The sequence below is a fragment of the Rathayibacter sp. VKM Ac-2926 genome, assembly GCF_022815565.1.
Lineage (GTDB): Bacteria > Actinomycetota > Actinomycetes > Actinomycetales > Microbacteriaceae > Rathayibacter > Rathayibacter festucae.
Window position 1 is genome coordinate 21090 of sequence record NZ_JALGRS010000016.1, and the last position, 18558, is coordinate 39647.

The window sequence follows — 18558 nt, forward strand, 5'->3', positions numbered from 1 at the left end:
GGGGCCCGCTGCGCGGGCGCTGCTCTTCGCACGGCCCGCTGCGCGGCCCGCGCATGCTGATCGTGCAGCCCGCACAGCATGCGTCCGTTCCATGCTGATCGAGTAGGCCGCGCAGCGGGCGTATCGAGATCCGCCGTCGCCTGCAGTCGGGTCTGCAGACTCGCCCTTCTGGTGGCCGTGGGTCTCGATACGCCCCTCCGGGGCTACTCGACCAGCATGAAGTCCGACGGGTTCGCCTCTTCATGAGCGGGCGGGCCTCTGCATGCTGATCGAGTAGCCCGCGCAGCGGGCGTATCGAGATCCACCGTCGTCTGCAGCTGAGCCTGCAGACCCGCCCTTCTGGCGGACGTGGGTCTCGATACGCCCCTCCGGGGCTACTCGACCATCATGGAGTGGCGGCCCCCCGCTGCTCCGGCCCCTGCCGCGTTCCGGCGCTCCGGTCCACCCCCTTCGACCGCCGCGACCGCGCAGTAGGGTCAGCACATGCCGCTGCCGATACCGACGCTCACCGAGGGTCGTGTCACCATCCGCCCGATCCGGGTCCGGGACGCCCGCCCCCTCGAGCGCGAGCTGATCGCGAACCGCGCCTGGCTGCGGCAGTGGGAGGCGTCCGACCCGCGTGGCGGCGCGGCCTTCGACGTCCGGGCCAGCATCCGCTCGCTGCAGCAGAACGCGCGCGCCGGCGGCGGCGTGCCGTTCCTGATCGACTGGGACGGCGAGCTGGCCGGCCAGCTCAACATCTCCAACATCGGCTACGGCTCCCTCTCCTCCGGCTCGATCGGCTACTGGGTCTCCGAGCGCTACGCCGGCCGCGGCATCACCCCCGTCTCGGTGGCGCTGGCCACCGATCACGCCTTCTTCGACCTCGGCCTGCACCGGATCGAGATCTGCATCCGCCCCGAGAACCGGCCGAGCCTGCGCGTGGTCGAGAAGCTCGGCTTCCGCTACGAGGGCCTGCGCCGCCGGTTCATCCACATCAACGGCGACTGGCGCGACCACTTCTGCTTCGCGCTGGTGGCGGAGGAGGTGCCGCGCGGTGTCCTGCGCCGCTACCTCGAGGGCCAGGTGCCGTCCGATGTCGGCGTGCCGACCGACGCCGACCAGCGCGCCTCCCGCCGATCGGGCCTCTCCGGGCCGCCCGACGGCGCCGGTGTCCCCCCGACGGGGAGCCGATTGATCCGCGATCCGCACGGACACACCTACCCGTAATGACGGACGGGAGCGCCCCGTGCTCCTAGCGTTGGTCGCATGAGTAGCGACTGGCTGGGCGGGGGCGTCGTCTGGGCGCTCGCCGCCGTTCTGTGGGTCGCCTACCTCATCCCCGCGTGGATGCGCCGGCGGTCGTTCTACGCGACCGAGCGCAACGCGGTGAGGCTCCAGCAGACCCTGCGGATCCTCGCCGAGACCGCGGAGGTGCCCGAGCACGTGCGTGCGGAGGCGACGGCCCGCGAGGTCGCGCTGCAGCAGCGCACCCTCCGGGCGACCGAGACCAAACAACGAGCCGAAGAGAAGGCACAGGCGATGGAGCTGGCACAGGCGGAGAAGGCGGCGCGCGAAGCGCTGCGGCGGGCGGCCGTGAGCACGCGGCAGAGCACGCGGACGGCTCCCGGCGCGATGCGCTGGCGTCAGGGCGCGGCGCTGACCGTGCTGATCGGCCTCGTCGTCGCCCTCGTCGGGCTGGTCATGCTGCCCTTCGGCGGCGCGGGAGTGGTGCCGCTGGTCGGCGTGCTGGTGCTCGCCGCCGGGCTGGGCACCCTGATCCTGCTCGCTCCGGGACGGCAGCGCAGCGCCGCGCCCGCCGCGGTCTCGACCAGCACCGCCGAGGTGGCCCGCCGCCGCGCCGAGGTCTTCGAGGCCGAGCTCGCCGAGGAGGCGGCCGCCCCCGAGGAGGAGGCCGCCGCCGCCGAGGAGACGCGCTGGACGCCGCAGCCGCTGCCCAAGCCCCTCTACCTCTCCCGCGGCACCGTCGCGGCCAGCGCGATGGCCTCGATCGACGCGGTGGAGCGGCTCCGCGCCGCCGCCGCGGACGCCGAGATCGCCCAGCGCGCCGCCGCGTCGGCCCCCGAGGTCGCGCCGATCCGCTCGCCGCGCGCGACCGGCCCGGTCCCCGTCCCCGAGGCGCCGCGCCCGTCCTCGCGCTTCGCCTCGATGGGCGTCGTCGAGGGCGTCGACGCGATCGACCTCGACCAGGCCCTGCAGCGCCGCCGCGGAGCCTGAGCGGTCCTCCGCCCCTCGGCCACGTGCTAATGTAGACGAGTTGTTCGGGCCGGTGACGGCTCGGAAGGCACGGGTCCGTGGCGCAGTTGGTAGCGCGCTTCGTTCGCAATGAAGAGGTCAGGGGTTCGAATCCCCTCGGATCCACCACCACACGGAAGGCCCGCTCGAGAGAGCGGGCCTTTTGTCGTTTCGGGGGCGGGTTCGCTCGAGCGAGCGGCCCTCCCCGACTCTCGGGTGAGGCCGGCCGAGGATGCGGTGATCGACATGTCCGGGGAGTCGTGCGGGGGTGCGCGGCCGGGCTGCGTCTCGCGCCAGCGGCTCCACCAAGGGCAATACTCGTATTGACTCAGGGGAGTCGTTCGCGGGAGCGACGTGAACACTCCGGAGGTTGCGGGCATGGGTGGAGACGAGCCGACGGCGCAGGTGCGCTGGTGTGACGGTGACGGATCCGAGGCGACGACGCGTTGGCCTCGCTCGTCCCCGACTCCTTCCGTGGAGGTGCGTCATCGGGGCCCAGGCGACCGAGCGGATCGGACGACCGGGCCGTGACCGTCGTCGCTCTCGTCGGAGGTCTCCTCGCGGGCCTGCTGATCGGAGGAGGGCGCGCACCGCGACGGCGGCAGGGCGTGCTCGCTGCAGGTGTCCTCGTCCTGGCCGTTCTCCTCGCGATGCTCGGTGCGAACTCCGTCGCCCTCGGGAACGCGCTGCTCGCGGGCACCGCCACCACCCTCGCCGCGACGGCGTACGCCGCCTCCGTCTGGAAGCGGCGGATCCCGGATCCGGAGGTCTCATGGGCCGGCTGGGCCTGGCGCGAGCTCGTCCACCCTCGGTGGGTCCGGGAGCGGTTCGAGCGGGTCGGTGGACGGTGACGCGTCGGACAGCGAGTCCCGCCCACCCCGTGCAGAGCCGGCCCGGCGGGCCGATCGGGAGGACGCTCGTCGCGCTGAGTGCCGCGCTTGTCCTCGGTCTGACCGCGTGCACGAGTGCCGCGGGTCCGGACGGGCAGTCCGAACCGGCTCTCGGCACGCCTGCTTTCAGTGGTCCTTGGGCATCGGAGTTCGCCACCGCCTACGACCGGGCGACGGACGACTTCACCCGGTCCGTCATCGAGGACGGCGTGGTCTCGGAGCAGGAGCGCGCGGAGATGATCGACCGCTTCACCAGGTGCGTCGCGGATCTCGGCTACGGCATCGACGAGTACGCGCTCGACGGGTCGTTCCACCTGACGTTCGCTCCGGATACCGACGCCGACGCCGCCTACGAAGAGGTGAAGGGCTGCTCGCGCAGCTCGGGCGAGACCGAGATCGGCGCCCTCTCCAGCTGGACGCACCGCAACCCCGAGCGCGCCGACGAGACCACGCTGGTCGTGGAGTGCCTCGCCCGCTCCGGCGTCGTGCCGACGTCGTACTCGACGTCCGACTACGCGAATGACGTCCCGCGTGACGACTACCCCTTCGCCGAGGAGGACGCGGGTCGGGAGGCGCTGCAGCGGTGCCGCGTCGATCCCCTCGGTGTGGGCTCGTGACGCTGGTGCGGAGGGTCGCGGAGCCTTCTCCAGCGAAACGATAGGTCCTCGACCACTGCTGAGAGGAGCTTCGTAGCCCTCTCGGTGGTCGTGCTCACCACAGCCGCCGTCGCGATCGGTCGCTCCGTCGCCGGGATCGTGCTGTTGCTCAGTGGGCCGCCGCGTCCGGGTCGCGCCAGTTCTCGACGGTCTGCAGGATCCAGAAGGCGGTGAAGAGGGCGAGGGCGATCGCCTCGACGATCAGCAGCCACTGCTCGCCGAGGAGCTCTGAGGCCCGGCCGGTCAGCAGGAGGACGATCGCGGCGGCGTCGACCGCGGCCAGGAGGACGGCGAGCGCGGAGTAGGCGAGCGCGTAGGCGCGGAGCGAGCCCGGTCCGCAGACGCCCTGCGAGCGAACGGCATGGGCGTGGATCCCGGCGACGGCCGCGATGAGCAGGAAGAAGAGTGCGGCGGCGGCGTAGTGGCCGAAGTCGGCGAAGGCCGGGGTGGTGGAGAACACGGCGAGGGCGGTGAGCAGCACGGCGGCACCGCCGGCGCGCAGCCAGGCGCCGCGGTCGAGCGCGCGGTCGACGGCGAGGAAGGCGAGCGAGGCGACCAGGGCCGCCGCGACGACGGCGAGGTAGGCGAGCATCCCGACGGCGATCGCGTCCTCCGAGCCGGGGGCGACGCAGCGCGCGACGCCCGCGGGGCAGCCGGTGCCCGTCAGCAGCTCCAGCTCGTCGGAGGGGATCGGCGCGGGCACCAGGGCGATGACGGGGGCGGTGAAGCCGGCGATCACGAGCAGCGTGCGGCGGACGCTGCGCCCGGCGAGGACCACCAGTCCGACGGCGACGGCGAAGAGGGAGCCGACGAAGACCGAGCGGACCGGCGTGTAGTACGCGGCGCTGATGGAGCGCAGGGGGCCGAGCGTGACCAGGTGCCACGTCACTCCGACGCCGAGGAACAGCACCGCGGCGACGAGCGACACCCGGACGTAGCGGTAGGTCCGCAGCGACGAGACGGTGCCGTCGGCCCTCAGCGCGTCGGGGGAGTGCACGGGGTTACTCCGCGCGCAGGCCCGAGGAGGCGAGGGCGAAGTCGACGTCGATGCGGATCGCGACGCGGAGCGGGTTCTCGCGGGGCGTCCGGTAGCGCTGCGAGTACAGCTCGACGGCGTGCGCGACGGCATCCGGGTCCTCCTCGATCGAGGCGGGGCCGCCGAGGCTGAGCCAGCGGATCCCGTCGACCTGGCTGACGGTCGCGGTGCCGCCGCGGCGGACGTTCAGCACCTTCTGGCTCTCGCGCGAGGTGATGACGCGGACGACGCCGTCCTCGTAGGTGAAGCCGACGGCGACGACGTGCAGGCGTCCCTGCTGCCACGGGGTCGACAGGGTGGCCAGGTGCCGCTGGGTCACGAACTCGAGGCCGTCCGCGCTGAGGATGCTCATCCCGCGAGCGTAGCCGGGCGGGCTGACCCTCCCCGCGAGATGCCACTTGTGCGCGCGACACGCCGCGAAAGGCGTGCACAAGTGGCATCTCGCGAGAGCCCGCCTGGCGTCGGGATCGACCAGGAGCGCAAACTGGGTATTGCCAGGCCTTGTGATGCAAGGCATTATGGCGGGCATGGCGACCGACACCGAGAAGATCCTCGCGAACCTCCGGAAGGGGGTTCTCGAGTTCTGCGTCCTGGCGGCCATCGCCGGGGGGCCGAAGTACGGGCGCGAGCTCGCGCTCACTCTCAGCCGCGCCGGCCTGATCGCCGGCGAGGGCACGCTCTACCCGCTCCTCTCCCGCCTGCGCGACAACGGACTGGTGTCGACCGAGCTCACCGACCCGAGGGAGGGACGCCAGCGGCGCTACTACTCGCTCGCCCCGGCGGGTCGGGCACGGCTCGACGATTTCCGCTCGGAATGGGCGCCGTTCCGCAGCACCGTTGACGACCTCCTGGAGACGAACCGATGACGACGACGCACACCACCGAGACCGGTCGGCGCGCTTACGACGCGCAGCTGCGACGCGAGCTCGCCGTCCTGCCGCGACGGTCGCAGCGGGGGCTCCTGCAGGACGCCGCCGAGCACGCGGCGGGGGCGGGAGACGAGGAGGGGTTCGTCGAGTCCTTCGGCGATCCCGCCGTCATCGCCCGCACCGCGATCGAAGAGCACGACCTCGATGCCCGCCGTCCGCTCCGTCCGAGCCTGCTTCTGCAGTCGAAACTCCTGCAGCTGGTCGCCGCCGTCGTGGCAAGCCCGTTCGTCGCGATCGCGCTGATCGCGGTCCTCGTCGACGGTTCCGTGTTCGGCCTGCCGAGCGTCGCGCTGTGGGCGCTCGTCACGCTCCCGCCGCTGCTGGCCCGCTGGACGGCGTGGTGGCGGACGTCCGTCGTCTGCACGATCCTGCACGCCTGTTTCCTCGCCGTGGGCCTCGTCATCCTCGTCGGCGGGATGTCCGTGCCGGCGGCCGGAGTCGTCTTCCTGATGAGCGGCCTGCTTCTCGCCGCTCACTGCCTCTCGCTCGCGCTGTCGGTCCTGGCCCTCCTCCGGGCACCGAGGGTCCTGCGCACCCGCTGACGTCGCACCCGCGCGCGGCGCCTTCCGCGAGATGCCACTTGTGCACGCGACACGCCGCGAAAGGCGTGCACAAGTGGCATCTCGCGGAGGGGCGTCAGGCGCGGAGGAGGAGGGCCTCGCCCTGGCCGCCGCCACCGCAGAGGGCCGCGGCGCCGAGGCCGCCGCCGCGGCGGCGGAGGGCGAGGGCCAGGTGCAGGGCGAGGCGGGCGCCCGAGGCGCCGACGGGGTGGCCGAGGGCGATGGCGCCGCCGTCGAGGTTGACGGACTCGGGCGGCACGCCGAGGTCGTCGGCGGACTGCAGGACGACCGAGGCGAAGGCCTCGTTGATCTCGATCAGGTCGAGGTCGGCGACGGTTCCGCCGCGGCGGGCGAGGGCGCGGCGGATCGCGGCGGACGGCTGCGAGTGCAGCGAGTTGTCCGGGCCGGCGACCTGGCCGTGCTCGGCGATCTCGGCGAGCCAGGGCAGGCCGCGCGACAGGGCCCAGCCCTTGCTCGCGACGACGAGGGCGGCGGCGCCGTCGGTGATCGGGGAGGAGCTGCCGGCGGTGATCGTCCCCTCGGGGCTGAAGGCGGGGCGGAGGCCCGCGAGGATCTCGACGGTGGTCTCGGGGCGGATGCCGTCGTCCTCGGACACCAGGAGGTCCGGGCCGCGGCGCTGCGCGACCTCGACCGGCACGATCTCCTCGGCGAGGACTCCGGAGTCGCGGGCCGCCGCCGCGCGCTGGTGCGAGAGGGCGGCGTAGGCGTCCTGGCGCTCGCGGCGGATCCCGCGCTCGGCGTTGCCGTCGTCGGTGACGCGGCCCATCATCCGGTCGTCGAAGGGGTCGAGGAGGCCGTCGTGCAGGAGCGCGTCCTCGAGGGGCCGCGCGCCGACGCCGAGGCCGGAGCGGGCGCCGAGCAGGAGGTGCGGCGTGTTCGTCATCGACTCCTGGCCGCCGGCGACGACGACGGAGGCCTCGCCGGTGCGGATGAGGCGGGCGGCGTCGATCACGGCGGTGAGGCCGGAGAGGCAGAGCTTGTTGATCGTGGTGGCGGGGACGTCCCAGCCGAGGCCCGCGCGGATCGCGGTCTGACGGGCGGGGCCCTGGCCGGCGCCGGCCTGGATGACCTGGCCGAGGATCACGGCGTCGATGTCGGACGGCTGCGCGCCGGAGCGCTCGAGGGCCGCGCGGACGGCGGCGGCGCCGAGCTCGACCGCGGAGAGCGGGGCGAAGGCGCCCTGGAAGCGGGCGAACGGGGTGCGGGCGCCGCCGAGGATGACGGGGGTGGTGTCGTCGGTGGTCATGGCGGGACTCCTTCGTCGGCGGGTGGATCTCGATACGCCCGCTGCGCGGGCTACTCGATCAGCATGGTGTGCGCGGGTCGCTCGATCAGCATGAGGTGCGCGGGGTGCTCGTGGCGGGTCAGGGGACGAGGAGGATCTTGCCGCGGGTGTGGCCGTCCTCGCTGAGGCGGTGGGCGTCGGCGACGTCGTCGAGGGCGAAGCGCGGGCCGAGCTCGAGCGAGAAGCGGCCGTCGGCGGCGAGCTGCGCGGCGTGGGGGATGCCCTCGCGGCGCAGTGCCTTCTCCTCGTCGGTCAGCGGGACGGGGCTGCCGCCCATCCAGGCGCGGATGCCCAGCTCGGCCGCCCGCGCGCCGACGACGACGGTGCCGACGTGCTGCGGGTCGCTCACGAGGGCGAGGGACGCGGCGAGCGCCTCGTCGGTGCCCGCGGCATCGAGCACGCGGTCCACTCCGCCGGGAGCCGCCGCGCGGAGGCGCTCCTCGAGACCGGGTCCGTAGGCGACGGGCTCGGCGCCGAGCTCGCGCAGCCGGTCGTGGTTGGCCGGGCTCGCCGTCGCGATCACGCGCGCACCCCGCTCCACCGCGAACTGCACCGCGGCCTGGCCGACGGCGCCGGCACCCGCGTGCACGAGGAAGACGGAGCCCTCGGCGACGCCGAGCGAGACGACCGCCTGATAGGCGGTGCTGATCGGGACGCCGAGCGCGGCGGCCTCTTCGAAGCCGAGGCCCGCGGGCTTGCGGTCGAGGCTCTCGGGCGCGACGACGACGGACTCGCCGTAGGTGCCGACCGCGCTGCTCACGATCACCTCGTCACCGACGCTCCAGCCGGAGACGCCCGCGCCGACGGCGGTGATCACGCCGGCGCCGTCCGAGCCGAGGCGGCGGGGGAAGGGCGGCCCGGGGCGGATGCCGGAGCGCATCTTCCACTCGATCGGGTTCACGCCGGCCGCGCGGATCGCGACGACGACGCCTCCCTCGGGCGCCTCGACCTCGGGCGCCTCGACGACCTCGAGCACCTCGGGGCCGCCGTTCTCGGTGTACTGCACGAATCGCGTCATGTCGTTCTCCTTCATCGGGCTGTGACCAGTCGAGCTGTGACCAGTCGAGCTGGGACCCATCGAGCTGTGACCGGGAAGAGGGCGGAGCCGGCCGGCTCAGCCCAGCAGCGTCTCGCGCACCTCGCGGCGCAGCACCTTGCCGATCAGCGAGGTCGGCAGCGCGTCGACCGTCACCACCCGCTTCGGCACCTTGTAGGCCGTCAGGTGCAGTCGGCAGAAGTCGCGCAGCGCCTCGGCCTCGACGACCGTCCCGGCGCGCAGCACGACCGCGGCCGCGACGCTCTCGCCGCCCTCCGCGCGGGGCAGGCCGACGACCGCGGCGCGCACCACGTCCGGGTGCGACTCGAGCACGCCCTCCACCTCGGACGGCGAGACGTTGAAGCCGCCCGTGATGATCAGCTCCTTCGCCCGGTCGACGATCGTGACGAAGCCGTCCGCCGAGACCGTGGCGATGTCGCCGGTGCGGAGCCAGCCGTCGGGCAGCAGCGTCGCCGCGGTGTCCTCGGGGCGCTTCCAGTAGCCCTGGAACACCTGCGGTCCCTGCAGCAGCAGCTCGCCGGACTCGCCGGGTCCGCGGTCGACGGAGGGGTCGGCCGGGTCGACCAGGCGGATCCGGGTGCTGGGGAACGGCACGCCGACGGTGCCCGGCCGGCGACTCGGGCCGACCGGGTTGCCGAGCGCGACGGGCGAGCTCTCGGTCATCCCGTAGCCCTCGACGAGGAGTCCGCGGCTCGCGCGCTCCCAGCGGTCGACGGTCGCGACGGGCAGGCTCATCGCTCCCGAGATCGCGAAGCGGATGCCGCGGAGGCCGAGCTCGCCGCGCTCGGAGGCGCGGGCCAGCGCGTCGTAGACCGGCGGCACGGCGGGCAGGAAGGTGGGCGGCGACTTCTTCGCGGCGGCCTTCACCAGGCCGACGTCGAAGGTGGGGAAGAGCACGACCTTGGCGCCGATGCTGATCGCGAACGTCAGGCAGAGCGTGAGGCCGTAGGCGTGGAAGAGGGGGAGGACCGCGTAGAAGGTCTCGTCGCCCTCGCGGAGCCCGGGCACCCAGGCCTGACCCTGCAGCGCGTTCGCGCGGAGGTTGGCGTGCGAGAGGATCGCGCCCTTCGGCGTGCCGGTGGTGCCGCTCGTGTACTGGAGCAGCGCGGTGTCGGCGAGCGCCGGTCGCGGGTGCGAGCGGGCGATCCGGCGGCCGCCCATTAGTCGGTCGAAGGGGATCAGCGAGCGGGTGCGCGGGCTCGTGGTCAGCTTGGCGCGCGCCTCCCGGGCCTTCTCCAGCGGGAGCCTCAGGGCGAGCCGCTTGCCGAGCGGGAAGGACGCGGTGAGGTCGACCGAGACGACGCGCTCGACGCCGAGGTCGGCGGGCAGCGCGGCGATGACGTCGGCGGTCCTGTTCCAGACCACCGCGACGCGGGCACCGTGGTCCTCGAACTGCCGGCGCAGCTCGCGCGGGGTGTAGAGCGGGTTGTGCTCGACGACGATCGCGCCGAGCCGCAGCACCGCGTAGAACGCGATCACGTGCTCGGGGCAGTTCGGCAGCACCAGGGCGACGCGGTCGCCGGCGCGCACGCCCAGGCGGCGCAGCCCCTCCGCGGCGCGGGCGACCTTCTCGCCGAGCTCGGCGTAGCTCGTCTCGGCGCCGAAGAACTCGAGCGCGATGCCGCGCTTGTAGCGGGCCACCGAGTCCTCGAGCAGATCGACGAGGGTCTGCGTGGGCGGGTCGATCTCGGCCGGGACGCCCTCCGCGTAGGAGGTCAGCCACGGCTTCATCGCCAGGTTCGAGGTTCCGGAGGTCACGGAGCGAGTATCCGGCACCCGCCTCCGGGGATCCTCCGAGCACTCGGCAGGGGGTGACGTGGCACGGGCGCGCCGAGCAGACTGGCGGGATGACTGCAGCCATCGACCTCCTCCGCGACGCCTTCGACCGGGTGCACGGGACCGTGCACGCTGTCCTCGACGACAGCACCCCCGAGCGGCTCGGCTTCCGGGCCGACGCGCAGGCCAACTCCGCCGCCTGGCTCGTCTGGCACCTGACCCGGGTGCAGGACGATCACCTCGCCCCGCTCGCCGGCCGCGAGCAGCTCTGGATCTCCGGCGGCTTCCACGAGCGCTCCGGACTGCCGTTCCCGGCCGAGACGAACGGCTACGGGATGGAGCCTTCCGAGGTCGCGGCGCTCGCCGCGGTGCCGGCCGAGCTGCTCGCGGAGTACTACGACGCCGTGCACGAGCAGACGCTCGCCTACCTCGACACGCTGGAGGACGCCGACCTCGCCCGCGTGGTCGACGAGGACTGGGACCCGCCGGTGACCCTCGCGGTGCGGCTCGTCTCGGTGATCGACGACGACACGCAGCACGCGGGGCAGGCCGCGTTCTCGGCCGGCCTCGCGGAGCGCGCCGGGCTCTGAGCGACGCCGGCCGCCCCTACGGTGGGACGGTGCGGTGGGGGATCAGGGCTCGAGGGGTCGGGGCGGAGTCCATCCCGGCGAGCGCCGTCCTCCTCGTCGCAACCCTCCTGACCCTCCTCGGCTCCTGGATCCCCTCCTACTGGAACGACGAGGCCGCGACCCTCCGCCTCGCGCGGCTCCCGCTGCCCGAGCTGCTCGCCTTCGCGCAGCAGAAGGACGCCGTGCACGTCGTCTACGCGCTGCTGATGCACGGCTGGATCGCGATCGCGGGGGAGTCGGAGCTGGCCGTCCGCGCGCCGTCCGCCCTCGCGGCGGGGGCGGGAGCGGCGGGCGTGCTGGTGCTGCTGCGCTCGCTGGGCCGGCCGCGGGCCGCGCTGCTCGCCGCCATCGTGTTCGTGCTGCTGCCCCGGACGTCGTTCAACGGGACGGAGGCGCGCTCCTCCGCGCTCGCCACGGCGCTCGTCGTGTGGGCGGCGGTGCTGGCGGTCCGCGCGGCGCGGGACGGCGGGGTGCTGCGCTGGGCCGGCTTCGTCGCTGTGGCGGGGCTCGCGAACGCCGTCTTCCTCTACTGCGTGCTCGTGCTGCCGGCCTTCGTGCTGCTCGCGGCGGTCGTCGGGCCCCGGCGCGGCCGCGCCTTCGGTGCCGGCGTGCTCGGCGCGGTGCTGTCGGTCGGCGTCGCGAGCCCGGTGATCGTCACGGCGGCGGGCCAGAGCGGGCAGATCGGCTGGCTCCGCTCGCAGCCGGTCAACGCCTACACGGTGGTCGTCGAGTCGTTCTTCGGCTCGGCGTGGTGGCTGGCGGCGCTCGCCGTGGGGCTGCTGGTCGTCGCGGCGGTCGGGACGCGGGCGGTGCGGTCGCGCGCGACCGTGGCGGGGGCGGTCCACCCGCCGCTCGTCCTCGTGCTGGCCGTCTGGCTGCTCCTGCCGGCCGCGGTCCTGCTCCTCGGCACCGCGCTGATCGAGCCGATGTTCACCCCGCGCTATCTCAGCCTCAGCTCGCCCGCGCTGGCGACGGTGCTGGGGCTGGCCCTCGCCTCCTGGCGCCCGGTGACGGCGGGCGTCCTCGTCGGTGCCCTCGCCGTCGCGGCGCTGCCCGCCCTCGTCCTGATGCGGACGGAGACCGGGAAGCCGGCCGGACAGGACCTCCGCGCCCTCGCGCAGACGATCCAGGCCGGCGCGCGCCCGGGTGACGCGTTCCTCCTCGGCGACAGCGGGACCGTGTCGCTGCGGCCGCGGATCGCCCTCGCCGCCTACCCCTCGGCCTTCGCCGGGCTCGACGACGTCGCCCTCGAGCGCTCGTACGCGACGACCGGCACCTACTCCGACGTCCTGCTCGAGGACGACGCGCTGCGGGCCGCCCTCGGGGGCGAGCAGCGCGTCTGGACCGCCGCTCCCGCCTCCGACCCGGCGGCCTTCGACTGGCTCGCGGCGGGGGGCTTCGAGGCCGGCCCCGCCTCGACCGTGCCGACCGCGACGATCACGCTGTGGGAGCGGCGCTGACGCGTCCGCTCCGCCCCGAGCCGTTACCCTGGACCCCGGCACCGTCGCTGCGCGGCGGGGCTCGCGGTGCGAAGACCGCGCCACCGGAAGGACCTGCTCACGTGACGCTGCCCACCACCTCCACCCCCTCCGGCGAGACCGGCCTGAAGCGCAAGGGGCGCGACGTCGCCCCCGAGATCGCCCGCTCCTGGCTGCTCGTCAACGCGACCCGCACCGACACCTTCGACGCCGCGCACGCCTCGCGTGCCGACCAGGTCGTCCTCGACATCGAGGACGCGGTCGACCCGAAGGCCAAGCCCGAGGCCCGCGCCGACGTCGCCGCCTGGCTCAGCGGCGAGAAGCGCGCCTGGGTGCGCATCAACGACCACTCCACCCCGTTCTGGTCGGACGACGTCGACGCGCTGAAGGGCCTGCCCGGCTTGGCCGGCGTCATGCTCGCGAAGACCGAGGCCGGCGAGCACGTCACCGAGACCTTCGACCGCCTCGGCGGCGCGACCCCGGTGCTCGCGCTGGTCGAGTCGGCCCTCGGCATCGAGGAGGCGGTCTCGATCGCCCGCGCCCGCGGGACCTTCCGCCTCGCCTTCGGCAGCGGCGACTACCGCCGCGACACCGGCACCAGCGCCGACGACCTGGCGATGGCCTACCCGCGCTCGCGCCTCGTCGTCGCCTCGCGCATCGGCGACCTGCCCGGCCCGATCGACGGCCCGACCGTCTCCAACAGCCACCCGGTGCTGCGCGAGCAGTCGGCGCTCACCGTCTCGCTCGGCCTCACCGGCAAGCTCTGCCTCGACACCGAGCAGCTCGCGGTCATCAACGAGGTCATCAGCCCGACCCCGTCCGACGTGGCCTGGGCGCGCGACTTCCTCGACGACTTCGAGGCCCGCGGCCGCGTCATCCGCGACGGCAGCGACCTGCCGCGACTGGGCCGCGCGAAGAAGATCGACAAGCTCGCGACCGCGTTCGGGGTCAACCCGCTCTGACGCTCGGGCCGCTGACACGTCGGCGGCTCCGACCGCTCCGGCCCGCGACGGGGCACACTGGGGATCGACGAGGAGGCCGGCATGGGTGCAGTCAGCACGTTCCTGTGGTTCGACGACCAGGCGAGGGAGGCGGCCGAGTTCTACACCGAGCTCGTGCCGAACTCGCGGATCCTGAGCACCGAGGTGCTGCCCGAGGGCTCGCCCTCGCCGGGCACCGTCACCGTCGTCACCTTCGAGCTCGACGGGCAGCTCTTCCAGGCCATGAACGGCGGCCCCGGCTTCCCGTTCTCCGAAGCGGTCTCGATCTCGGTCTCGGTCGAGTCGCAGGCCGAGGTCGACCGGCTCTGGGACGCGCTGATCGCCGACGGCGGCGAGGAGAGCCGCTGCGGCTGGCTCCGCGACCGGTGGGGGCTGTCCTGGCAGATCGTGCCGACGGCCCTCGGCGCGGTGCTCGGCGGCGCCGACGCGGAGGGAGCGGCGCGCGCCCTGCAGGCGATGCTCGGCATGACCAAGCTCGACGTCGCCGCCCTCGCAGCGGCCTATGCCGGCGCCTGAGCGGGGGCGCCCGCGGCGCTCGTCCGCGTCGCTTCGCGCGGCCTATCTGCGCGACTACCGCTACGCGTACGGCTCGCGGTTCACGCACCTGCGCGAGGGCTGGGACGTCTCGCGCTACGCCTCGGGTAACGGCGCGCCCGTCCTGCTGATCCCCGGGATCTACGAGACCTGGCAGTTCCTGCGGCCGATCGCCGATCGGCTGCACGCGGCCGGGCACCCGATCCACGTGCTGCCCGCGCTCGGCTACAACACCCGGCCGATCGTCGCGTCGGCCGCGCTCGGGCAGGAGTACCTGCGCGAGCACGACCTGCGCGGGGTCGTCGTCGTCGCGCACAGCAAGGGCGGCCTGATCGGCAAGCACATGATGGTCGTCGACGACCGCGACGAGGGCCGGATCGACCGGATGATCGCCGTCTCGACGCCGTTCAACGGCTCACCGCTCGCCCGCATCGCGCCGGCCCGGGCGCTGCGCGAGTTCGGCCCGCACCGCCCCGTGATCCGGACGCTGCTGGCCGAGCGCGACGCCGACCGTCGCATCGTCTCGATCTACGGGATGCGCGACCAGTACATCCCGGGCGGGAGCCGCCTCGCCGGCGCACGCGAGAACATCGCGGTATCGGTGGTGGGGCACTTCGTGCTGCTGTCGCACCCGCGGGTGCTGGCGCTCATCGCGGCCCGGGTGGAGCCGGCGAGCGACGCGCCGGGGACGGACGACGTCACTCCGGAGACGACGGTCGTCGCTCCGGAGTGACGGCCGGCCGGGTCAGGACCAGGGCGTGAGCAGCACCAGCGGGATCTGCCGGTCGGTCTTGGTCTGGTACTCCGCGTAGTCGGGCCAGGCCGCGACCGCGCGCTCCCACCAGGCGGCGCGCTCGTCGCCCTCGAGGACGCTCGCGGTGTAGTCCTTCTTCACCGGGCCGTCCTGCAGCTCGACGTGCGGCTCCTTGACCATGTTCAGGTACCAGACCGGGTGCTCGGGTGCACCGCCCTTCGAGGCGACGACGACGTAGGAGCCGTCGTGCTCGACGCGCATCAGCGCGGTCTTGCGCAGCTTGCCGCTGCGGGCGCCGACCGTGGTCAGGACGATGATCGGCTTGCCGCGGAGGAGGTTCCCCTCCGCGCCGCCGGTGGCCTCGTAGAGCTCCGCCTGCTCGCGGGCCCAGGCGGACGTGCTCGGTTCGTATTCTCCGGTGAGGGGCATGAGTCGATCGTATTGCGCGCAGAACATCAGCCGAGGAGGTCCTTCATCGGCGATGAGCGACGAACTCGGCTCGCAGCTGATGTTCTGCACCGCAGCCGCACCGTCCGGGCTCCGGGCGTGCACGAGGATGGAGCGGTGCAGCCAGCAGACCAGCTCGACCGAGCCCGCATCGCGCTCCTCGGCGACGACCTCTCCCGTGCCCGCTACCGCGTCGACGCCGTCCGCGAGCTGTGGGGCGAGGCCGCGGGCGAGGCGCTGCACCGCGGCGACCGGGTCCCGGCGCGGCGGGCGCTCGAGCGCAGCGGCGATCGCGGGCCGCTGGCCGTGCTGGCCCGGCTGTTCCTCCTCGCCGATCCGGTGCCGACGGAGCAGGCGGAGGCGGCGTTCCCGTCGCTCGGCCTCGACGGCGCCCTGGAGCTGGAGCTCGTGCGCTCCGAGGCCGGAGCGGTGGTCACCGCCGCGCTCGACCTGCGGCCCTACGACCTCGTCGACCTGCACGGCGCCGCCTCCTGGTGGATCGCCTCCGATCTCGGCGAGCTCGCGCTCGGCCGGCCGCTCGACGAGGACCACGTGCTCGGCGTCGGCGGAGCGAGCCTCACCCTCGCCGGGCTGATGATCCAGCGGCCGGTCGGCAGCCTGCTCGACCTCGGCACCGGCTGCGGGATCCAGGCGCTGCACGCCTCCCGGCACGCGGACCGCGTGGTCGCGACCGACGTCTCGCACCGCGCGCTCGCCATCGCGGCCTTCAACGCGGCGCTGAACGGCATCGACTCGATCGAGTTCCGGCACGGCAGTCTCTACGAGCCGGTCGCGGGGGAGCGGTTCGAGCAGATCGTCACCAATCCGCCGTTCGTGATCACGCCGCGGACCGCGGGCGTCCCCGCCTACGAGTACCGCGACGGCGGCCTCGAGGGCGACGAGATCGTCCGCCGCGTGATCGTCGGCGCGGCCGAGCACCTGGTGCCGGGCGGTGTCGCGCAGCTGCTCGGCAACTGGGAGTACCGGGCCGAGGCGGACGCCTTCGACCGGGTCCGCGCCTGGCTGGCCGACGACCGCAGCCCGCTCGAGCAGGCGCTCGAACCTGGGCACGCCGGACTCGCCGCCTGGATGGACGGCACCGCCTCGCCGCTCGACGTCTGGATCGTGGAGCGCGAGCAGCAGGATCCGGCGATCTACGCCGAGACCTGGATCCGCGACGGCGGGACCACCCGCGGAGCGGAGTCGGACGCCCTCGTCGACGCCTGGCTCGAGGACTTCGAGCGGCGCGGCGTGACCGGCGTCGGCTTCGGCTACGTGACCCTGCGGCTCCCCGCGACGCCCCGGCCGCCGATCCGCCGCCTCGAGCGGCTCGATGCGGCGTTCGCGACCGCGGGGCTGGGCGGGCACCTCGCGCACTGCCTCGACGCGCTCGACGCGCTGTCCGCGGTCGACGACGCCGACCTCTCGCGGCTGGCGCTCGTCGTCGCCGGCGACGTGACCGAGGAGCGGCACTACTGGCCGGGCAACGACGACCCGACCGTGCTGCGGCTGCGCCAGGGCGGCGGCTTCGCCCGGGTGGAGGAGGCGGACACGGCCCTCGCCGCGGTCGTCGGGGCGTGCGACGGCGAGCTGTCCGTCGCCGCCATCACGGCCGCGGTGGCCTCGCTCCTGCACGTGGAGGAGGCCGCCGTGCTGGACTCCGTGCTGCCGCGGGTGCGCGAGCTCGTCGCGACCGGGATGCTGCGGCTGCCCTGAGCGCGGGGTGCGCCCCCTCGGGTCAGAACAGGGTCGCGGGGGCGTCCTCGGTGTCGACGGCGGGGGTCACGGCGGGGGAGGCTCCCGGCCAGCCCGGACCGGAGTCCACGGCCGTGCGGCGCTGGTAGGCGGTCGCGGCGGCGCGGGCGCGCACGTCCGCGGCCTCGTTCATCCGGTGATTGGCGTGCCCCTTGACCCACTCGAAGGTGACGGCGCGGCCCTGCAGCTCCTCGTCGAGCGCCTTGATGATCTCGACGTTCATCACCGGCTTGCCGTCGGCCTTCCGCCAGCCCTTCCGCTTCCAGCCCGGCAGCCACTCGGTGCAGGCCTTGATGGCGTACTGGCTGTCGCAGAGGATGTGCACGGGCTCGCTCTCCTGCGCGGTGGCGCGGAGCAGCTCGAGGACCGCGGTGAGCTCGCCGATGTTGTTGGTGCCGTGCGACCAGCCGCCGGCCGCCCAGCGCTCGTCGTCGACGTACCAGGCCCAGCCCGCGGGGCCGGGGTTGCCCAGCGCTGATCCGTCTGCGGCGGCGATGATGCTCACGTGCGGTCCTCCTCGAAGTCGGTGCGCCCTCGCGAGCGCCCTTCGAGGGTAGTCGCCCGCGCCGACGCCGGTCGTCGGGCGCAACCGGGTACCCGGTGTCGGGGGCCGCTGGCAGGGTGGAGGGATGACCAGCATCCCCACCCTCACCCTCGACGACGGCACGAGCATCCCGCAGCTCGGGTTCGGCGTCTTCCAGGTCGACCCCGCCGAGACGGAGCGCATCGTCTCCGAGGCGCTCGAGGCCGGCTACCGGCACATCGACACCGCCGCGGTCTACGGCAACGAGGAGGGCGTCGGGCGGGCGCTCGCCTCCTCCGGGATCGCGCGCGACGAGCTGTACGTGACCACGAAGCTGTGGAACGACGATCAGGGCCGCGACACGGCGGCCGGTGCGCTCGACGCCAGCCTCGAGAAGCTCGGTCTCGACGCGGTCGACCTGTACCTCATCCACTGGCCGAAGCCGAAGCAGGACCGCTATGTCGAGAGCTGGGAGGCGATGCAGGAGCTGCAGGCCGCCGGACGCACCCGCTCGATCGGCGTCTCGAACTTCCTCGTGCCGCACCTGGAGCGACTGCTCGCCGCGACCGAGGTCGTCCCCGCCGTCAACCAGATCGAGCTGCACCCGTACCACCAGCAGCCGACGGTCACCGCGTTCGGCGCGCAGCACGGCATCGCGACGGAGGCCTGGGGCCCGCTCGGGCAGAACAAGTACCCGCTGCTCGAGCTGCCGGTGATCACCGGCGCGGCCGAGGCGCACGGGGTCACGCCCGCGCAGGTCGTGCTGCGCTGGCACCTCGACCGCGGCCACATCGTCTTCCCGAAGTCGTCGACGAAGGCCCGCATCGTGGAGAACATCGACGTCTTCGGCTTCGAGCTGACCGACGACGAGCGCGACGCGATCACCGCGCTCGAGCGCGCCGGCCGCGTCGGCGGCGACCCGAACGAGGTCTGACGCTAGGGTCTCGATACGCCGCTGGCGCGGCTGCTCGACCAGCATGCTCCGCGCCTGC

General features: G+C 73.8%; 20 protein-coding genes and 1 tRNA gene. 14 read left to right on the forward strand and 7 right to left on the reverse strand.

The genetic code is table 11. The features are described from left to right. Positions 1-483 precede the first annotated feature (483 nt). The 5 genes from MT351_RS18080 to MT351_RS18100 all read left to right on the forward strand — a co-directional run bounded on the left by MT351_RS18080 (position 484) and on the right by MT351_RS18100 (position 3742). Positions 484-1209: a GNAT family N-acetyltransferase gene (locus tag MT351_RS18080; protein ID WP_123445236.1), complete on the forward strand. Its 726-nt coding sequence runs from the start codon at positions 484-486 to the stop codon at positions 1207-1209. Positions 1210-1248: 39 nt separating this feature from the next. After that, positions 1249-2217: a hypothetical protein gene (locus tag MT351_RS18085; protein WP_243582882.1), complete on the forward strand. Its 969-nt coding sequence runs from the start codon at positions 1249-1251 to the stop codon at positions 2215-2217. Positions 2218-2288: 71 nt separating this feature from the next. Then, a tRNA-Ala gene (locus tag MT351_RS18090) sits at positions 2289-2364 on the forward strand. A 398-nt stretch (positions 2365-2762) separates the two neighbouring features. Continuing rightward, complete coding sequence (locus MT351_RS18095; protein WP_132435913.1) at positions 2763-3086, forward strand: hypothetical protein; 324 nt, start codon at positions 2763-2765, stop codon at positions 3084-3086. Next, entirely contained in the window at positions 3083-3742 is a 660-nt protein-coding gene (locus MT351_RS18100; protein ID WP_132435912.1) for a hypothetical protein, read from the forward strand. The genes MT351_RS18095 and MT351_RS18100 overlap by 4 nt, the downstream gene beginning before the upstream one ends. Before the next feature lie 148 nt (positions 3743-3890). Here the strand turns inward: MT351_RS18100 and MT351_RS18105 are convergent, their stop codons facing one another. Beyond that, on the reverse strand, positions 3891-4778 hold the full coding sequence (locus tag MT351_RS18105; RefSeq protein WP_132435911.1) for a hypothetical protein: 888 nt from the start codon (positions 4776-4778) through the stop codon (positions 3891-3893). Positions 4779-4782: 4 nt separating this feature from the next. Beyond that, a complete protein-coding gene (locus MT351_RS18110; RefSeq protein ID WP_132435910.1) occupies positions 4783-5169 on the reverse strand; it encodes a pyridoxamine 5'-phosphate oxidase family protein in 387 nt (128 codons plus the stop codon). Between the two features lie 175 nt (positions 5170-5344). Between MT351_RS18110 and MT351_RS18115 the strand changes: the two genes are divergently transcribed. Together MT351_RS18115 and MT351_RS18120 are read left to right on the forward strand one after the other, a co-directional pair. Next, positions 5345-5683 carry a PadR family transcriptional regulator gene (locus tag MT351_RS18115; protein WP_132435909.1) on the forward strand — a complete coding sequence of 113 codons (339 nt, stop codon included), beginning with the start codon at positions 5345-5347 and terminating at the stop codon, positions 5681-5683. Continuing rightward, positions 5680-6288, forward strand: coding sequence for a hypothetical protein (locus MT351_RS18120; RefSeq protein WP_132435908.1), 609 nt, complete (start codon positions 5680-5682; stop codon positions 6286-6288). The genes MT351_RS18115 and MT351_RS18120 overlap by 4 nt, the downstream gene beginning before the upstream one ends. Before the next feature lie 94 nt (positions 6289-6382). On the opposite strand, the gene MT351_RS18125 is transcribed toward MT351_RS18120, so the two are convergent. From MT351_RS18125 to MT351_RS18135, 3 genes are all read right to left on the reverse strand, one after another. Next, complete coding sequence (locus MT351_RS18125; RefSeq protein ID WP_132435907.1) at positions 6383-7573, reverse strand: acetyl-CoA C-acyltransferase; 1191 nt, start codon at positions 7571-7573, stop codon at positions 6383-6385. Between the two features lie 118 nt (positions 7574-7691). Further along, positions 7692-8630 (reverse strand): NADP-dependent oxidoreductase, encoded by a 939-nt coding sequence (locus MT351_RS18130; protein ID WP_132435906.1) that lies wholly within the window; start codon positions 8628-8630, stop codon positions 7692-7694. 96 nt (positions 8631-8726) lie between these two features. Beyond that, the gene (locus MT351_RS18135) at positions 8727-10400 is read right to left on the reverse strand and encodes a long-chain-fatty-acid--CoA ligase (protein WP_132436082.1); all 1674 of its coding nucleotides are present in this window, start codon (positions 10398-10400) and stop codon (positions 8727-8729) included. Positions 10401-10516: 116 nt separating this feature from the next. Here MT351_RS18135 and MT351_RS18140 point away from each other — a divergent pair, with 116 nt between their 5' ends. The 5 genes from MT351_RS18140 to MT351_RS18160 all read left to right on the forward strand — a co-directional run bounded on the left by MT351_RS18140 (position 10517) and on the right by MT351_RS18160 (position 14820). Continuing rightward, a complete protein-coding gene (locus MT351_RS18140; protein WP_123735168.1) occupies positions 10517-11035 on the forward strand; it encodes a DUF664 domain-containing protein in 519 nt (172 codons plus the stop codon). Positions 11036-11064: 29 nt separating this feature from the next. Continuing rightward, a complete protein-coding gene (locus MT351_RS18145) occupies positions 11065-12534 on the forward strand; it encodes a glycosyltransferase family 39 protein (RefSeq protein ID WP_132435905.1) in 1470 nt (489 codons plus the stop codon). A 143-nt stretch (positions 12535-12677) separates the two neighbouring features. Then, positions 12678-13514: a CoA ester lyase gene (locus tag MT351_RS18150; protein ID WP_123445387.1), complete on the forward strand. Its 837-nt coding sequence runs from the start codon at positions 12678-12680 to the stop codon at positions 13512-13514. Between the two features lie 81 nt (positions 13515-13595). Then, entirely contained in the window at positions 13596-14069 is a 474-nt protein-coding gene (locus MT351_RS18155) for a VOC family protein (protein ID WP_132435904.1), read from the forward strand. Beyond that, the gene (locus MT351_RS18160) at positions 14056-14820 is read left to right on the forward strand and encodes a triacylglycerol lipase (RefSeq protein ID WP_132435903.1); all 765 of its coding nucleotides are present in this window, start codon (positions 14056-14058) and stop codon (positions 14818-14820) included. The genes MT351_RS18155 and MT351_RS18160 overlap by 14 nt, the downstream gene beginning before the upstream one ends. Before the next feature lie 12 nt (positions 14821-14832). On the opposite strand, the gene MT351_RS18165 is transcribed toward MT351_RS18160, so the two are convergent. Further along, on the reverse strand, positions 14833-15270 hold the full coding sequence (locus tag MT351_RS18165) for a nitroreductase family deazaflavin-dependent oxidoreductase (protein WP_123445252.1): 438 nt from the start codon (positions 15268-15270) through the stop codon (positions 14833-14835). A gap of 135 nt (positions 15271-15405) precedes the next feature. On the opposite strand from MT351_RS18165, the gene MT351_RS18170 reads away from it, so the two are divergent. After that, positions 15406-17004 (forward strand): methyltransferase, encoded by a 1599-nt coding sequence (locus MT351_RS18170; protein WP_132435902.1) that lies wholly within the window; start codon positions 15406-15408, stop codon positions 17002-17004. A gap of 22 nt (positions 17005-17026) precedes the next feature. Here MT351_RS18170 and MT351_RS18175 read toward each other — a convergent pair whose 3' ends face one another. After that, the gene (locus tag MT351_RS18175; protein WP_132435901.1) at positions 17027-17548 is read right to left on the reverse strand and encodes a ribonuclease H; all 522 of its coding nucleotides are present in this window, start codon (positions 17546-17548) and stop codon (positions 17027-17029) included. Positions 17549-17672: 124 nt separating this feature from the next. On the opposite strand from MT351_RS18175, the gene MT351_RS18180 reads away from it, so the two are divergent. Next, on the forward strand, positions 17673-18500 hold the full coding sequence (locus tag MT351_RS18180; protein WP_132435900.1) for an aldo/keto reductase: 828 nt from the start codon (positions 17673-17675) through the stop codon (positions 18498-18500). The last annotated feature ends 58 nt before the right edge of the window (positions 18501-18558 follow it).

Bases quoted from the DNA above. Each gene is read 5' to 3' on its own strand.
- MT351_RS18130 (WP_132435906.1), bottom strand. From the start codon at position 8,630: ATGACGCGATTCGTGCAGTACACCGAGAACGGCGGCCCCGAGGTGCTC.
- MT351_RS18155 (WP_132435904.1), top strand. From the start codon at position 13,596: ATGGGTGCAGTCAGCACGTTCCTGTGGTTCGACGACCAGGCGAGGGAG.
- MT351_RS18110 (WP_132435910.1), bottom strand. From the start codon at position 5,169: ATGAGCATCCTCAGCGCGGACGGCCTCGAGTTCGTGACCCAGCGGCAC.
- MT351_RS18140 (WP_123735168.1), top strand. From the start codon at position 10,517: ATGACTGCAGCCATCGACCTCCTCCGCGACGCCTTCGACCGGGTGCAC.
- MT351_RS18080 (WP_123445236.1), top strand. From the start codon at position 484: ATGCCGCTGCCGATACCGACGCTCACCGAGGGTCGTGTCACCATCCGC.
- MT351_RS18120 (WP_132435908.1), top strand. From the start codon at position 5,680: ATGACGACGACGCACACCACCGAGACCGGTCGGCGCGCTTACGACGCG.
- MT351_RS18085 (WP_243582882.1), top strand. From the start codon at position 1,249: ATGAGTAGCGACTGGCTGGGCGGGGGCGTCGTCTGGGCGCTCGCCGCC.
- MT351_RS18135 (WP_132436082.1), bottom strand. From the start codon at position 10,400: ATGAAGCCGTGGCTGACCTCCTACGCGGAGGGCGTCCCGGCCGAGATC.
- MT351_RS18125 (WP_132435907.1), bottom strand. From the start codon at position 7,573: ATGACCACCGACGACACCACCCCCGTCATCCTCGGCGGCGCCCGCACC.
- MT351_RS18160 (WP_132435903.1), top strand. From the start codon at position 14,056: ATGCCGGCGCCTGAGCGGGGGCGCCCGCGGCGCTCGTCCGCGTCGCTT.
- MT351_RS18115 (WP_132435909.1), top strand. From the start codon at position 5,345: ATGGCGACCGACACCGAGAAGATCCTCGCGAACCTCCGGAAGGGGGTT.
- MT351_RS18165 (WP_123445252.1), bottom strand. From the start codon at position 15,270: ATGCCCCTCACCGGAGAATACGAACCGAGCACGTCCGCCTGGGCCCGC.
- MT351_RS18180 (WP_132435900.1), top strand. From the start codon at position 17,673: ATGACCAGCATCCCCACCCTCACCCTCGACGACGGCACGAGCATCCCG.